The sequence below is a fragment of the Allocatelliglobosispora scoriae genome (genome assembly GCF_014204945.1).
GTDB lineage: Bacteria > Actinomycetota > Actinomycetes > Mycobacteriales > Micromonosporaceae > Allocatelliglobosispora > Allocatelliglobosispora scoriae.
In genome coordinates, this window is sequence record NZ_JACHMN010000002.1 from 3,689,057 (window position 1) to 3,702,976 (window position 13,920).

Genomic DNA, 13,920 nt, shown 5'->3' on the forward strand with positions numbered 1-13,920 from the left:
GGCCACGCTTTGCTGCAAAACGTGACGCGCGGGTCAGCGGAGGGCGGCGCGGGCGGTGAAGGCGATGCTGGCGATCAGGAACACGCCGTTGATCACGGTGAACGCGCCGACCACCCAGATCATCCACTGGGGCGCGAAGGTCAGCACCAGCCCGGCGACGAGGATGAGCGCCCCGTAGTCGCGGATCAGCTTCACCAGCCGCACCGGCAGCGATGTCGAGGTCACCATCGACGCGGCCTTGTCGGAGGTGGCGAGCACGCTGGTGACGAGGTTGACCATCCAGGTGCCGGCGAACGCGGCGGCGAGCCACACCGGTGCCTCGGCGACGGCGGCGAGCGCGGTGACGAGCGCGATCTGCGTGGCGACGTCGCAGATGATGTCGATCCGGGCACCCGCGATGCTGCCCTGACCGGTGACCCGGGCGAGCTGCCCGTCGGCGCAGTCGAACGCGTACGCCGCCTGCCACCCCACCAGCGCCAGCGCACCGAGCCACCGGGGCAGGGAGTCGGCCTGGAGCACCACCGCGGTGGAGAGGCCGATTCCGATGACCAGGTTGATCAGCGTGAGGTGGGTCGGCTTAAGACGCAGGCGTGCGGCGGTGCTGGCGATCACCGCGCCGATCCACTGGCTGACGCCCTCGGAGAAGAGCCCACCACCGCGGTTCACCGCATAGAAACTACGAATTGATGGCACCGACGTAGTCTGCCACCATGGCGTTAACCTCGCGTTCAGCGAGGTGGTCTATGCCGATGTGCTCGAGAATGGTGTAACGCTCGGGCCGCGTCCGCGGTGCATAGCGCACGATCTCCGCGAACTGGTCGTCCCCCAGGCCCAGATCGGCCGGGCTCCGCGGCACCTCGTGGCGCCGCATCGTGGCCGAGAGCTGCGCGAACCGAGCGTCCTCGCCGCGCAGGAAGGTGCAGAAGAGCGCACCCACCCCGCACTGCGTGCCGTGCGAGCCGACGCCCGGATAGAGGATGTCGATCGCGTGCGAGATCTCGTGGCAGCCGCCGCTCGCGGGTCGCGACGTGCCGCTCACCGCCATCGCGAGGCCGCCCATGATCAGCGACTCCGCCAGCACGGTCAGGAACCCGTCGTCGCCGAGGTCCCCCGGATGGTTGATCAGGGCCTCGGCACCGGACCGCGCCATCGCGACCGCGATCCCGTCGATGGGCTCGCCGATCGCGCGCGCGGCGAGCTCCCAGTCGGCGATGGCGTTGAGGTTGCTCAGGGTCTCGCCGATCCCCGCGCGGCTCTGGGAGTCGGGTCCCGACTCCACAAAATCAAGATCGATAACAGCCGCAAGCGGGATGTGTACGCCATAGGAGCCCCGCCCGCCCTCATGATCCAACGACGCGGTCGGTGAGCAGATCCCGTCGTTCGCCAGGCTGGTGGCGACGCTGACCATGGGGATCCCGTACCGGGACGCGGCGTATTTCGTCGTGTCGATCGTCTTGCCCCCGCCGATGCCGACGACCGCGTCGATGTTGCGCCCGCGCAGCTTGGCGCCGAGCTCCAGCGCCGACTCCAGGGTGCCGCCGGTGGTGAAGATGATCTCGGCGTTGCCCAGCGTAGGCGCGAGCAGCGCGGCGATCTGCTCACCGAGCCCCGGCCCGACGACGACCGCCACGTCGCCCCGCGCCGAGATCCGCCGATCGTGGAGCAGCTCACCCAGGGTGGCGATCGCTCCCCGGCGGACGTCGATGTTGAGCGGGGTCTGCACGGACCTCGTCAGTAGCGGCATGCGATCTCCCGTGCCCGCGCCAGGTCGTCGTGGTTGTCCACCTCGACCCATTCGAGGGCACCGATCGGCGCCTTGGTGATGAGGCCGCCGCGGTTGGCGTACTCCTGGTAGCCGTCCTCGTAGTAGAGGTTGGGGTCGCGCTCCCAGGTCGTCTTGAGCGAGTCGGCGAGCTCGGCGGCGACCTCCGGCTGGATCAGCGTGGCCCCGATGTACTCACCGTGCGCCGTCGCCGGGTCCATCAGCTTGGTGATCCGCTCCAGGCGCCCGTCGGCCGAGAAGATCACCTTCATCTCCTCGTCGGCGAGGCGCTTCTGGTCGTCGATCGCGAGGACGATGCCGTTGGCGGGTGCCGAGAGCAGGGTCTTCTCCACGCTCACCGGGTGGACGGTGTCGCCGTTGACGAGCAGGGCACCCTTGGCGAACTCGTCCCGGGCCAGCCACAGCGAGTAGGCGTTGTTCCACTCCTCGGCCTTGTCGTTGTGGACGAGGGTGAGCTTCACGCCGTACTTCTCCTCCAGGCCGACCTGCCGGGACTCGACGGCCTCGGCCCGGTAGCCGACCACGACGGCGACATCGGTGAGCCCGACCGCGGCGAGGTTGCGCAGCGCGATGTCCAAGATCGTCGTCTCGCCGTCGACCGGCACCAGGGCCTTGGGCAGGGTGTCGGTATAGGGGCGCAGGCGGCGGCCGGCACCGGCGGCGAGGACAAGCCCGATCATGATGAATCTCCCGATAGCTAGAGTCCGCCCAGCTTAGCCAGGGGGATCGGACCGCTATCCATGCGCCCGCTCCTGATCAAACCGAAATATGTCAAGTCTTGAGAGTTGCCTCCAGGGGCGGGAGGATGTCCGTACGGTTCGTTTCAATGACGTTTCGACCGAAAGGGGCACTTGCCATGCAGGCCGCAATCCTCGTCAAGGACGCGATGACGAAACCCGTGCTCATCGTCGGTCCGACACACACCCTTCGGCAGGTGGCACAGCTCATGTCGGCCCGTCGGGTGGGGTCGGCGATCGTCCTGGACCCCGACGGTGCGGGCGTCGGCATCATGACCGAGCGCGACATGCTCTACGCGATCGGCGCCGGTGTCGATCCGGACATCGAGCACGCCAGCGGATACATCACCTGGGACGTCGTTTACGCGACACCCGAGTGGTCCCTCGAAGAGGCGGCGATGGCGATGTCCCGGGGCGGCTTCCGCCACCTGGTCGTCATGGACTCCGACGAGGTCCTGGGGATCATCTCGGTGCGCGACATCATGCGGGTCTGGGCCCAGCGGCGGGCCGAGGCCGGCGCCGCGGTCTAGAGCCCGGTGTAGCGCGGGTCACGTCCATATCGCGGAATCCACCGGCCCGTCGGGGGTTCCGGCGGTTCACGCATCGGTAGGCTGACCAGCTATGACCCCCGCACAGCTCATCACGTTTGCCCGCGGTGCACCATCGGTGGACATCGTCGACATCGCCGGGTTGAAGGCCGCCGCGATTCGCGCCTTCGACACGGACTCGTCGATCGTCACTCCCTATGGTGCGAGCACCGGCTATCCGCCGCTTCGCGCGTGGATCGCGGCGAAGCACGGCGTCCCGGTCGAGCACGTCCTGATCACCAACGGCTCGCTCCAGGCCGACGCGTTCGTCTTCGAGCACCTGATCAAGCCGGGTGACGACGTGATCGTCGAGAAGCCGACCTACGATCGGACGCTGCTCAACCTGCTCAAGCAGCTGCAGGCCAAGGTGCACCAGGTCACGGTCAACGACGACGGCATCGACACGGGCGAGCTGCGCAAGCTGCTGGAGTCGGGCGTCCGGCCCCGGATCGCTCACATCATCCCGAACTACCAGAACCCCGCGGGTGTCACGCTCAGCCTGCAGAAGCGGCACGAGCTGCTCGGCCTCGCCGCCGAGTACGGCTTCACGATCTTCGAGGACGACCCCTACATCGACATCCGGTTCCGCGGCGAGGCGCTGCCGTCGATGCTGTCGCTCGCCCCGTCGGTGCCCGGCGCCGCCGAGGCCGTGGTGCACGCCAGCTCCTTCACGAAGACGGTCTGCCCTGGCGTACGCATCGGGTATCTCGTGGCATCGCCCAGCGTGATCAATCCGATCGCCGCGCGTGCGACGAGCCTCTACATCTCGGCCGGTCAGGTCTCGCAGGGCATCGTCTACCAGTTCTGCGTCGTCGGCGACCTCGACAAGTCGATCGCGACCGTGAGCGCCGCCCTCGGCGAGCGGGCGAGGCTGCTCGCGGAGTCGCTGCGCCGGCACGTGCCCGACGCGCGCTTCACCGAGCCTGACGGCGGCTACTTCCTCTGGGTCGACCTGCCCGACGACGTCCACGTGGACAAGCTCGTGCCCGCCGGCATCGAGCACGGTGTCGCGGTGGTGAAGGGTTCGGACTTCCTCCTCGAGGGTGGCGAGCACTCGCTGCGGCTCGCGTTCTCGGGGGTCACCGACGACCAGATCGACGAGGGCGTGCGGCGTCTCGCCGAGGCGATCGCGGCGGTCCGGGGCTAGACATCGACCGTATTAACGCTGCGTAAACGGGTGTCAGGTATCTGACAGATCTGTAGACGTTCCCAAGACAGTGTTTCGTGGCTCACAATGCGTCGGGCGATACGCCCGACGCATTGTCTTTGCCCTGCCCCCCACAGGGAACCCACGATCGCACGCGTGGGCCCTGCCGGGTGGATCGACCGCTCCCACCCCCCCCCGATTGCGGTCGGTCCACCCGGCTTTAATTTTCGCGCTGTCTTAACCTGTCCCCATGTCGGATGAGGCGCGTAATGGCGAGGGACTCTCGTTCTCCCGGGCGTGGCGGCGGCCGGTGCAGGCGGTCTCCCGCATCTGGTCGGCCCCGGACGACGAGTCGGGTGAGCCCCACGTCGATCCGGGCCGGAGCGCGATCGTCGACTGCGCGCTCTACCGCGACGGCGTACGCCAACCGGGCACGATCGATTACCGGGAAGGCCTGGCCGCAGCCCGCAAGGACCGCAACGCCTTCGTCTGGCTGGGCCTGCACGAGCCCTACGCGACCCAGATGCGGGATATCGCCGAGGCTTTCGGGCTCCACGAACTCGCCGTCTCCGACGTGGTCAACGCCGGGCAGCGGGCGAAGCTGGAGCAGTTCGGCGACGTGCACTTCCTGGTGCTGCGCTCGGCGCGGTACATGGAGCACGAGGAGCTCAGCGGCGACACCGACGTGGTCGAGACCGGCCAGGTGATGCTGCTGATCGGCGACCACTTCGTGATCTCGGTGCGGCACGGCGAGGCGGCGACGCTCGCCCCGGTGCGCAAGCACCTGGAGGCGCGCAAGGACCTGCTCAAGCACGGTCCGTGGGCGGTCGCCTACGCGGTCACGGACCACGTCGTCGACATCTATGTGGATGTCGCGCAGAGCATGGAGTCCGATCTGGACACGCTGGAGGAGGCAGTCTTCTCCAACGGCTCGTCGCACGGGCGGATCCAGCAGATCTATCAGCTCAAGCGGGAGCTGGTGGAGTTCAAGCGGGCGGTGGTGCCGTTGATCCGGCCGATGATGACCCTCACCGGTGAGCAGTCGGAGATCCCCAGGGAGCTGCGGCGCTACTTCCGGGACGCGCAGGACCACCTCACGCGTACCGTCGAGCAGGTCGTCGGCTTCGACGAGCTGCTGAACTCCATCCTGCAGGCGCGGCTGGCGCAGGTCACCGTCGATCAGAACAACGACATGCGCAAGATCGCCGCCTGGGCCGGTATAGCGGCGGTGTGGACCGCGATCGCCGGGATCTACGGCATGAACTTCGACTTCATGCCGGAACTCCACTGGCGGATCGGGTACCCGCTCGCCGTCAGCCTCATGGTCGGCGCGTCATTCCTGCTCTACCGCCAGTTCCGCCGCTCAGGCTGGCTGTGAGGATGATTGCCCGCGCCGACCAGGGCGCGGGCTCATCACCGCTTCGTCAGCCGCGCAGCCTGTTGCTGCTGGTGCTGTAGGAGTTGCTGTCGGTGAGGTCGTTGGCGATCGCCTTCGAGTTCTCCGCAGCCTCCTTCGCCATACCCTTCGCGTCGGATGTCATGTCCTTCGCGCCGCTCTTGAGGTCCGATGCCATGTCCTTGGCGCCGGACTTGAGGTCCTTCGCCGTGTCCACCGCGGAGTCCTTGAGGTCCTTGGCCTTGTCGGAGACCTTGTCCATCATGTCTCCGGCGTCCGACTTGACGCCCTCCAGCGCGGAGCTCGGGTCGAACTCCTCCCAGGAGTTGGCGCGGCGGCGGCGGACCACGAGGGCCGCAGCGGCACCGGCGGCAGCGCCTGCGACCAGGACACCGACGATCAGGCCGATCTTCTTACGGGACATTCCCTGCTCCCTCTTCAAACGCTTCTCTTCCGCGGCCTTCGCCTTGAGCGCGGCTTCGGTAGCCTCACGAGCACCTTCCTTGGCAGCCGCTACGAGCGGCGCGAAGGTGCTCCGGGTGTTGACCCAGCCGTTGTTTGCCACATCCTTCACCCGTCCTGCCGTTGGCGCGACCACCGTGCGCATGGCGTGGTACCGCGGACCGACCGCAGCACCCGCGCCGCCGGCGGCGTGTGCCGCGGCTTGCATCAAGTGATCGAAACCGATTCCCAGCTCCTCTTTTGAGAGCTGGCCCCGTGTCTTTGCCGGGGTCCCCCCGAATCCGAACAAAACCCACCTCCCGTGGTGTGTCCCCACGGACATACTGCCCTTTTCTCCGCTAGCCCACACCCAGAACTGCAAAGCACGCTAATCCGACTCATGGGTAACAGCGGTTCGTGGGGAATCGTGGCGATAGGGAGGGCTGCGGGAAGATAGGTCCACGGCGGCATGGGAGGATCGGGGGGTAACTCGACTCTTCTCACGACGGGAGGCGCACAGTGGCTGACGCCCGCTACGCGACCCTGCACACCAGCCTCGGCCCGATCCGGCTGGAGCTTTTCGGAAACCACGCGCCGAAGACGGTCGCCAACTTCGTCGACCTCGCCGAGGGCAATAAGGAATACAAGGACCCGCGCAACGGCGAGACCGGCAAGGGCCCGTACTACGACGGAACCCCGTTCCACCGTGTCATCGACGGATTCATGATCCAGACGGGTGACCCGACCGGCACCGGCCGGGGCGGCCCCGGCTACACCTTCGCCGACGAGTTCCACCCGGAGCTGCAGTTCGACAAGCCCTACCTGCTGGCCATGGCCAACGCCGGTCCGGGCACCAACGGATCGCAGTTCTTCATCACGGTCGGCCCGACGGGCTGGCTCAACTTCAAGCACACGATCTTCGGCGTGGTGGCCGACCAGGCATCGATCGATGTCGTCAACGCCATCGCGAAGACCGACGTCGACGCGGGCGACCGCCCGCTGACGCCGATCATCATCGAGAAGGTCGAGATCGAGCGCGCCTGACGTATCCGTGGATAGTCATGCCGACCGGTTAATCTGGTCGGCATGACTTCTGCCCCCACCTCGGTACCAGTCTGTTACCGCCATCCCGGGCGGGAGACATACCTCTCCTGTACGCGGTGCGAGCGACCCATCTGCCCCGAGTGCATGATTCCGGCCTCGGTCGGCCACCAGTGCCCCGAGTGCGTGCGGCAGGGGCAGGCCGGCCAGCGCAAGGCGGTCACCGCGTTCGGCGGCGATGCCCGGGTGGGGTCGCAGGGATACGTCACCAAGGCACTTATCGGCATCAACGTCGCGATCTTCCTCATCGGTGCGCTGCTCAGCCTCAAGACGATCGCCGGTGGCGGCTGGGGCGGCCTCCTCGGCCAGGCGGGCGACCTCAGCGAGTGGGGGGCCCTGCGGCCCGGTTCGTCGGTGCCCTTCATCTACACCGACCAGAACGGTCCGCACCTGATCTCGAGCCTCTCCGGTGTCGCGACGGGCGAGTGGTACCGGATCTTCACCTCGATGTTCCTGCACTACGGCCTGCTGCACGTGGCGATGAACATGTGGGCGCTCTGGGCGATCGGCCGAGTGATCGAGCAGGCACTCGGGCCGGTGCGGTTCCTCGCGCTCTACCTGCTGGCGGGCATGGGCGGTTCGGTCGCCGCCTACTTCGTCACCTCGCCGTGGACGTCGACGGCGGGCGCCTCGGGAGCCATCTTCGGCCTCTTCGCCGCGCTCTTCATCCTGCTGAAACGGGTCGGCCGGGACACGTCGTCACTGCTGCCGGTGATCATCATCAACGTGGTCGTCACCTTCGTCGTACCGGGGATCTCCATCGCCGGGCACATCGGCGGCCTGATCACGGGTGCGATCGTCGGGTTCGGCCTCGCCTACGCGCCCAAGGAGGGCCGCAACGTTCGCCAGGCCCTGGTGATAGGCGGCACCTTCGTGGTCCTGTCGCTCCTGGTGGTGGCCCGCACCGTGATGATCAACTCAGCGGTCGTCGGTTAACACCAACTCTTCGAGAGTTGCGGCGATCTTGGGCATGTAGGGCCGACTCTTGAAGAGTTGGCCCTACATGCTGCTACGACGGCAGGGTGACGGTGAATCTGGCGCCGCCCTCGGGGGCGTGACCGGCCGTGATCGAGCCGCCCAGGCGCCTGGCGAGACCGGCTGCCAGCGCCAGACCCAGGCCGCTGCCGACCTTGCGGACGCCGCGGTAGCGCTGGTGCAGAGCTCCCCGCTCGAACGCCACCGCCAGGTCGTCGTCGGTGAAGCCGGGGCCGCCGTCGCGTACCTCGACGATCATCGCGCCGTCCCGGGCGAAGACCGCCACCACGATCGGTGCGCCCGGCGGGGTGACGCGCAGCGCGTTCTCCAGCAGGCCGTCGACGAGCTGGCGCACGCGTCCGGCATCGGTCCGCAGCACGAGCGGGCCGTCGGGCGACTCCACCCTGATGGGTACGCCATGAGCCGTCCCCCGGGGCCGCCACGCGCCCGCGACGTTCTCGGCGAGCACGGTGAGGTCGACCGTGGAGAACGTGAGCGGGAAGTCCACCGCGTCGAGCCGGGCCAGCGCGAGCAGGTCGTCGATGAGGCGCCCGAGATGGTCCGCCTCGCCGAGCATGACGTTGCCGATCTCGACGGTCTCGGTCCCCTGGACCACGCCGTCCCCGAGCGCCTCGGCATAGCCGCGCAGGGTCGTCAGCGGTGTCTTCAGCTCGTGGGAGATGGAGAGCAGGAACTCGCGCTGCCGGGACTCGGAGGTGGCGAGAGCACTGCTGAGCTGGTTGAGCGCCTCGGCGATGTCGGCGACCTCGGGCGGAGAGGTGACGGGCAGGCGTACCCCCCGATCTCCTGATCTGAGCCGGACCGCCGCGGCCGCCGCCGTGCGCAGGGGTTTCGCGATGCGGCGCGCGAGCAGTGCGCCGAGCAGGACACCGGCCGCGAGACCGGCGAGCAGGGGGAGCCAGAGGTTGCGCCAGACGGCCTTGGCCGCGCCGGTCGTCGCGTCGGCGGTGAGCACGATGCCGTCCTCGGTGCCGAGCGGGCGCCCCTCGACGAGGACGAGCTTGCCGTTGACGAGCGCCGCCCGCTGGCTCACCTCGCTGCCGCCGGTGACCCGCTGGATCACGTGCGCGGGCAGCCCGGCACGGTCGGCGACACCGTTGCGGATGATGTAGATGCCGGTGCCCTCGTTGCGGAGCTGCTTGGCGATGCGCTGCTCGTCGTTGACCCGGCCGACGTCGACGCGGTTCTTGAGGAGCTCGGCGACGAGGTTCGCCTCGACGGCGAGGGTGTCGCGGGCGCGGGCCTCCGATGCCCGGACCGCGAGCGGCACCGCGACCGCGGCGGTGACGAGGACCGAGATGAGCGCGACGAGCCCGCCTGCGAGCACTGCTCTCGCGGTCAGCCCCATGCCCCGGCGGCGCTCAGCCGGCGGCATAACCGACCCCGCGTACCGTCCGGATGATCGTGCCCGCCTCGCCGAGCTTGCCCCGCACCTGGGCCACGTGCACGTCGACCGTACGGGTGCCGGCGTGCGAGGCGTAACCCCAGACCGCGCTGAGCAGCTCCTCCCGGCTGAAGACCCGACCGGGCCGGGTCATCAGGTGGCTGAGCAGATCGAACTCGGTGGCGGTCAGCACAACGGGTGTGCCGTCGACGGTGACCACCCGGGTCGACGGGTCGAGGTGCACCCCGCCGAGGGCGCGGCTGCGATCGGGCTCCGTGGTCGTGCCGCTGCGCCGCAGGACTGCCTTGAGCCGGGCGACGAGCTCGCGCGGGCTGAAGGGTTTGGTGACGTAGTCGTCGGCGCCGAGTTCGAGGCCGACGATCCGGTCGACCTCGTCGTCGCGGGCGGTGAGGAAGATGACCGGAGTCCAGTCACCGGCGGCGCGCAGCCGTCGGCAGATCTCCGTACCGTCGATGCCGGGCAGGGAGATGTCGAGGATGCACGCGACGGGTCGCAGCCGTTGTGCCGCTGCGATTCCCGCCAGTCCGTCGTGCTCGATATGGCAGCCGAAGCCGTCACGCTGGAGATAGAGCCGCACCAGGTCGGCGATGGATCGCTCGTCCTCGACGACGAGGACGAGCCCCTTCTCGGTCACGCCGACACTCTAAGCCAGCCCGGGCCGAGGAGTGTCGGGGTCAAGACCAAGATCGTCGCAACTCTTGAAGAGTTGGTCCTAAAGGGGTGCGGTCTAGAAGGCGCCGACCGGCGACAGCAGCGAGTCGTTGCGCTGCGCGCCGAGTACTCGGGGCTTGAAGACGTGGCTGAAGAGCGCGTCGAGGTGCCACACCTGCTTCGGGTGGTTGACCTTGACCAGGAACCGCTCCCGGATCCCGTCGACAGCGGTCGCTGCGAACTCGACGGCGGAGAGGCGCTGGTCCGGGTGCCACACGACGTTGCCCAGGTGGCGCAGCTCGGTGTTGAGGTGCAGCCGCAGGCGGTGGGTGAGCCAGCTCTCCTGGGTCAACACCAGCCGGCGATAGGTGAGCACCATCAGGTACTCGCGGCCCAGCGGGCGGTCCGGGCGCACACAGCGTGCGACCAGAACGGCGGGGTCGTCGTGTTCGATGCAGCGGCGCAGAACGGGCATGTGCCTGCTGACGGTCGGCATCGTGAGGCCGGCCTCGGAGGTTGCGGGGAGGAACGTTCGTGAGAACACATCCATGAAAATCCCAACGACGCAACTTGCATTTTGACACTGGGCCCTTCGCCGAGTGGCCGTTGGGCAGCAGTCAGGAGCGGTTGCAGAGGTCAAAGTGCATCCTGTTGGGCAGCGGGTTAAGCTGGGCAACGATTTGTCGGCGACGTTGTGGAGATCGTGCCGTGAAGCTTTCCATTCTCATGCCGGTCTACAACGAAGAAGAACGGCTCGCCGAGGCGCTGAAGCAGGCCCTCGCCGTCGACTATCCGTGTGACATCGAGCTGGTCGTCGTCAACGACGGCAGCGCCGACGCCACCGCCGAGATCCTCAACGGTTGGGACGACCCACGGTTGCGCCCGATCCACCACGAGCGCAACGCGGGCAAGGGCGCGGCGATCAAGACCGCCGTCGCCTCCGCCACCGGCGACTACATGGTGATCCTCGACGCCGACCTGGAGTACGACCCCCAGGACATCCCGCGGCTGCTCGTCCCCGTGCTGGACGGCAAGGCCAAGATCGTCTATGGCAATCGCAGCTTCGGCGGCCACAGCGCCTTCTCGTTCTGGTATGTCATGGGCAACAAGGGCGTCACGCTCTTCGCCAACGTGCTCTACAACTCCTACATCGGCGACCTGGAGACCTGCTTCAAGCTGATGCCGCTGGAGCTCTACCGGTCGCTCGGGATCAAGTCGAAGGGCTTCGGCATGGAAGCCGAGGTCACCGGCAAGCTGCTGCGCCGCAAGCTGCGCCCCTACGAGGTGCCGATCAGCTACCACGCCCGCACCCGCGAGGAGGGCAAGAAGATCACCGCGATGGACGGTGTCGAGGCCCTGCTGATCCTCACCCGCGAGCGCTTCCGCCCGCGCCCCAAGAAGAAGTAAGCAGGACCTTTCCGAGGTGGTCGCTGCTCGCGACCACCTCCTGCGCCGCCTTCGCCTCGGTCATCGGCATCGTCCTGTCGATCACAGGCCGGATCGCGCCCGCCTCGATCAGCGGCCACACATCGCGCTCCACCCCGGCGACGATCGCCGACTTCTCCGCCGACGGCCGCGAGCGCAGCGTCGTGCCGAAGACGCTCGCCCGCTTCGCGAGCAGCGTCCCCAGGTCAAGCTCCGCGGACCTGCCGCCCTGCATGCCGATCACCACCAGCCGGCCGTTCCCGGCCAGGGCCGCGAGATTCTTCGCCAGGTACGCCGCACCCATGATGTCGAGCACCACATCCGCCCCGACGCCGGTGAAGTCATCGGTGCGGTAATCGAGCGTCACGTCGGCACCGAGCGCTTTCAACGCCGCATGCTTCTCAGACCGGGCGGTCGTCAGCACCCGGGCGCCGAGGGCCTTGGCGTACTGGATGGCGAAGGTGCCGATGCCACTGCCGCCGCCGTGGATCAGGATCGTCTCGCCCGCGCGCAGACCCGCCACCATCGTGAGGTTGGACCAGACCGTGCAGGCCACCTCGGGCAGGCCCGCCGCATCGATGAGGCTGACGCCCTTCGGGATCGGCAACACGTGCTCGGCGTCGACGGCGGTGCTGGTGGCGTACCCACCTCCGGGGAGGAGGGCGCAGACTTCCTCGCCGACCCGCCACCGGCCGGACCCGGTCGCCACCACGCCGGAGCACTCCATGCCCGGGTAGGGCGACGCGCCCTTCGGCGGTGGGTATTTCCCGGCGACCTGGAGCAGGTCCGCCCGGTTGATCCCGGCCGCGGCGACGTCGATGAGCACCTCGCCCGGGGCGGGCGCCGCATCCGGCACCTCTTCCCAGATGAGCGAGCCGGGGGTGGGATTCGTCATGGCGTGCACGAAGGGGCTCCCTCTACTGTCGATGCGTGAAGGCCGCCAACCGCTGGACCATGCTCATCCTGGGGATGTCGGCACAGGCCGCGGGGTCGGCGTTCATGTACGGTATCCCGTTCCTCGTCCCGGATCTGCGCTCCGCGCTCGGACTTGATCTCGCCGAGGTCGGCCTGATCGTCAGCGCACCCTCCGTCGGCATGGTGCTCACGCTGGTCGCGTGGGGTGCTGCCGCCGACCGGTGGGGTGAGCGGCTCGTCATGAGCATCGGACTCGGGATCGCCGGTGTCTTCGCCGTCCTCGCCGCCACGACCACCTCGCTGCTGCCGCTCGGGTTGGTGCTGGTGGTCGCCGGTGCGGCCGCGTCCAGCGTCGTCTCCGCCAGCGGGCGGGTCGTGCTCGGATGGTTCCCGCCGGAGCGCCGGGGCATCGCGATGGCGTGGCGGCAGACCGCGCACCCGCTCGGAGTCACGATCGCCGGGTTCATGCTGCCGCCCGTCGCCGCGGCCTGGGGGATCGGCGCGGCGTTCCTCTCACTCGGCGGGCTCTGTCTCGTGGCCACCCTGCTGGTGGTGCTCTTCGTCGTCGACCCGCCTCGGCATCAGGTGCAGGGGGCGGTCTCGGTCAATCCCTATCGGCGGCCGATCCTCTACCGGATCCACACCTCGGCGGCTCTGCACGTGGTGGGACAGTTCACCGTGGCGGCGTTCGGACCGGTCTACCTCGTCTATCGGGGCTGGTCACCGGCGGCGGCCGGGGCGGTCTTCGCCATCGCGGGGTTCGCCGGGGCCGCGACCCGGTTGGCGGCGGGGCGGTGGTCCGATGCGATCGGGGACCGGCTGTCGCCGGTGAAGTGGCTGGCTCTGGCGAACGGCGCCGCGCTGCTGGCGACCGCTGTGTTCCTGCCCACGTCGGTGGGGGCCGTGCTGGTCATCATCGCGTCGATCATGAATGTGAGTACCAACGGGCTGACGTTCACCGCTGCTGCGGAGATCGCGGGGCAGTCGTGGGCCGGGCGGACGCTGGGGGTCCACACCACGGCGCAGAACGCGATCGGGGCCGTGGCGGGGCCGGTGATGGGGTCGGTGATCGCTGCGCGGGGGTTCGGGGTGGGGTTCGCGGTGGCTGCGGTCTTCCCTGTGATGGCTGCGGTTGCCGTTTGGACACGGCGGAGGCCGTCGGTTCCGGTGGAGGGGCGCACGTCTGGCACACTGGTGGGTAGTTCTGGAGGGTTCGCCTAGTGGCCGATGGCGGCGGTCTTGAAAACCGCTAGGGTCTCAAAGCCCTCAAGGGTTCGAATCCCTTACCCTCTGCCAGGGACCAGCAGAAATGCAGGTCAGGGCCGGTATCCACAGT

14 protein-coding genes, 1 tRNA gene and 1 pseudogene are annotated in these 13,920 nt (G+C 68.4%); 8 read left to right on the forward strand and 8 right to left on the reverse strand.

Annotated features, from left to right (window positions below; genetic code table 11):
- Positions 1-33 precede the first annotated feature (33 nt).
- The 3 genes from F4553_RS22415 to F4553_RS22425 are packed head-to-tail and all read right to left on the reverse strand — an operon-like array spanning position 34 to position 2,463.
- Positions 34-693 (reverse strand): CDP-alcohol phosphatidyltransferase family protein, encoded by a 660-nt coding sequence (locus tag F4553_RS22415; protein ID WP_376776242.1) that lies wholly within the window; start codon positions 691-693, stop codon positions 34-36.
- On the reverse strand, positions 677-1,744 hold the full coding sequence (locus F4553_RS22420; protein WP_184838982.1) for an iron-containing alcohol dehydrogenase family protein: 1,068 nt from the start codon (positions 1,742-1,744) through the stop codon (positions 677-679). The genes F4553_RS22415 and F4553_RS22420 overlap by 17 nt, the downstream gene beginning before the upstream one ends.
- Positions 1,732-2,463, reverse strand: coding sequence for a phosphocholine cytidylyltransferase family protein (locus F4553_RS22425; protein WP_184838984.1), 732 nt, complete (start codon positions 2,461-2,463; stop codon positions 1,732-1,734). Before F4553_RS22425 ends, F4553_RS22420 begins: the two co-directional genes overlap by 13 nt.
- Before the next feature lie 188 nt (positions 2,464-2,651).
- Between F4553_RS22425 and F4553_RS22430 the strand changes: the two genes are divergently transcribed.
- From F4553_RS22430 to F4553_RS22440, 3 genes are all read left to right on the forward strand, one after another.
- The gene (locus F4553_RS22430; protein WP_184841061.1) at positions 2,652-3,050 is read left to right on the forward strand and encodes a CBS domain-containing protein; all 399 of its coding nucleotides are present in this window, start codon (positions 2,652-2,654) and stop codon (positions 3,048-3,050) included.
- Between the two features lie 91 nt (positions 3,051-3,141).
- Entirely contained in the window at positions 3,142-4,254 is a 1,113-nt protein-coding gene (locus F4553_RS22435) for an aminotransferase-like domain-containing protein (protein WP_184838986.1), read from the forward strand.
- Between the two features lie 250 nt (positions 4,255-4,504).
- Positions 4,505-5,632 (forward strand): magnesium and cobalt transport protein CorA, encoded by a 1,128-nt coding sequence (locus tag F4553_RS22440; RefSeq protein ID WP_184838988.1) that lies wholly within the window; start codon positions 4,505-4,507, stop codon positions 5,630-5,632.
- Between the two features lie 46 nt (positions 5,633-5,678).
- Here F4553_RS22440 and F4553_RS22445 read toward each other — a convergent pair whose 3' ends face one another.
- On the reverse strand, positions 5,679-6,074 hold the full coding sequence (locus F4553_RS22445; RefSeq protein WP_184838990.1) for a YtxH domain-containing protein: 396 nt from the start codon (positions 6,072-6,074) through the stop codon (positions 5,679-5,681).
- A gap of 536 nt (positions 6,075-6,610) precedes the next feature.
- On the opposite strand from F4553_RS22445, the gene F4553_RS22450 reads away from it, so the two are divergent.
- Together F4553_RS22450 and F4553_RS22455 are read left to right on the forward strand one after the other, a co-directional pair.
- Positions 6,611-7,135, forward strand: a complete 525-nt coding sequence (locus F4553_RS22450; RefSeq protein WP_184838992.1) for a peptidylprolyl isomerase — start codon at positions 6,611-6,613, stop codon at positions 7,133-7,135.
- A gap of 42 nt (positions 7,136-7,177) precedes the next feature.
- Complete coding sequence (locus F4553_RS22455) at positions 7,178-8,128, forward strand: rhomboid family intramembrane serine protease (RefSeq protein ID WP_184838994.1); 951 nt, start codon at positions 7,178-7,180, stop codon at positions 8,126-8,128.
- A gap of 73 nt (positions 8,129-8,201) precedes the next feature.
- On the opposite strand, the gene F4553_RS22460 is transcribed toward F4553_RS22455, so the two are convergent.
- From F4553_RS22460 to F4553_RS22470, 3 genes and pseudogenes are all read right to left on the reverse strand, one after another.
- Entirely contained in the window at positions 8,202-9,563 is a 1,362-nt protein-coding gene (locus tag F4553_RS22460) for a sensor histidine kinase (protein WP_184838996.1), read from the reverse strand.
- The gene (locus F4553_RS22465) at positions 9,550-10,227 is read right to left on the reverse strand and encodes a response regulator transcription factor (RefSeq protein ID WP_184838997.1); all 678 of its coding nucleotides are present in this window, start codon (positions 10,225-10,227) and stop codon (positions 9,550-9,552) included. Before F4553_RS22465 ends, F4553_RS22460 begins: the two co-directional genes overlap by 14 nt.
- Positions 10,228-10,267: 40 nt before the next feature.
- Positions 10,268-10,794 (reverse strand): annotated as a pseudogene (locus F4553_RS22470) (hypothetical protein).
- A 158-nt stretch (positions 10,795-10,952) separates the two neighbouring features.
- On the opposite strand from F4553_RS22470, the gene F4553_RS22475 reads away from it, so the two are divergent.
- The gene (locus tag F4553_RS22475) at positions 10,953-11,651 is read left to right on the forward strand and encodes a glycosyltransferase family 2 protein (RefSeq protein WP_184839001.1); all 699 of its coding nucleotides are present in this window, start codon (positions 10,953-10,955) and stop codon (positions 11,649-11,651) included.
- On the opposite strand, the gene F4553_RS22480 is transcribed toward F4553_RS22475, so the two are convergent.
- Positions 11,611-12,564 carry an NAD(P)H-quinone oxidoreductase gene (locus F4553_RS22480; RefSeq protein WP_184839003.1) on the reverse strand — a complete coding sequence of 318 codons (954 nt, stop codon included), beginning with the start codon at positions 12,562-12,564 and terminating at the stop codon, positions 11,611-11,613. The genes F4553_RS22475 and F4553_RS22480 overlap by 41 nt on opposite strands.
- A gap of 35 nt (positions 12,565-12,599) precedes the next feature.
- Here F4553_RS22480 and F4553_RS22485 point away from each other — a divergent pair, with 35 nt between their 5' ends.
- Complete coding sequence (locus F4553_RS22485; RefSeq protein WP_221469978.1) at positions 12,600-13,805, forward strand: MFS transporter; 1,206 nt, start codon at positions 12,600-12,602, stop codon at positions 13,803-13,805.
- Positions 13,791-13,880 (forward strand) — tRNA-Ser (locus F4553_RS22490). The genes F4553_RS22485 and F4553_RS22490 overlap by 15 nt, the downstream gene beginning before the upstream one ends.
- Positions 13,881-13,920 lie beyond the last annotated feature (40 nt).

Bases quoted from the DNA above. Each gene is read 5' to 3' on its own strand.
- F4553_RS22435 (WP_184838986.1), top strand. From the start codon at position 3,142: ATGACCCCCGCACAGCTCATCACGTTTGCCCGCGGTGCACCATCGGTG.
- F4553_RS22425 (WP_184838984.1), bottom strand. From the start codon at position 2,463: ATGATCGGGCTTGTCCTCGCCGCCGGTGCCGGCCGCCGCCTGCGCCCC.
- F4553_RS22455 (WP_184838994.1), top strand. From the start codon at position 7,178: ATGACTTCTGCCCCCACCTCGGTACCAGTCTGTTACCGCCATCCCGGG.
- F4553_RS22420 (WP_184838982.1), bottom strand. From the start codon at position 1,744: ATGCCGCTACTGACGAGGTCCGTGCAGACCCCGCTCAACATCGACGTC.
- F4553_RS22445 (WP_184838990.1), bottom strand. From the start codon at position 6,074: ATGTCCCGTAAGAAGATCGGCCTGATCGTCGGTGTCCTGGTCGCAGGC.
- F4553_RS22480 (WP_184839003.1), bottom strand. From the start codon at position 12,564: ATGACGAATCCCACCCCCGGCTCGCTCATCTGGGAAGAGGTGCCGGAT.
- F4553_RS22460 (WP_184838996.1), bottom strand. From the start codon at position 9,563: ATGCCGCCGGCTGAGCGCCGCCGGGGCATGGGGCTGACCGCGAGAGCA.
- F4553_RS22440 (WP_184838988.1), top strand. From the start codon at position 4,505: ATGTCGGATGAGGCGCGTAATGGCGAGGGACTCTCGTTCTCCCGGGCG.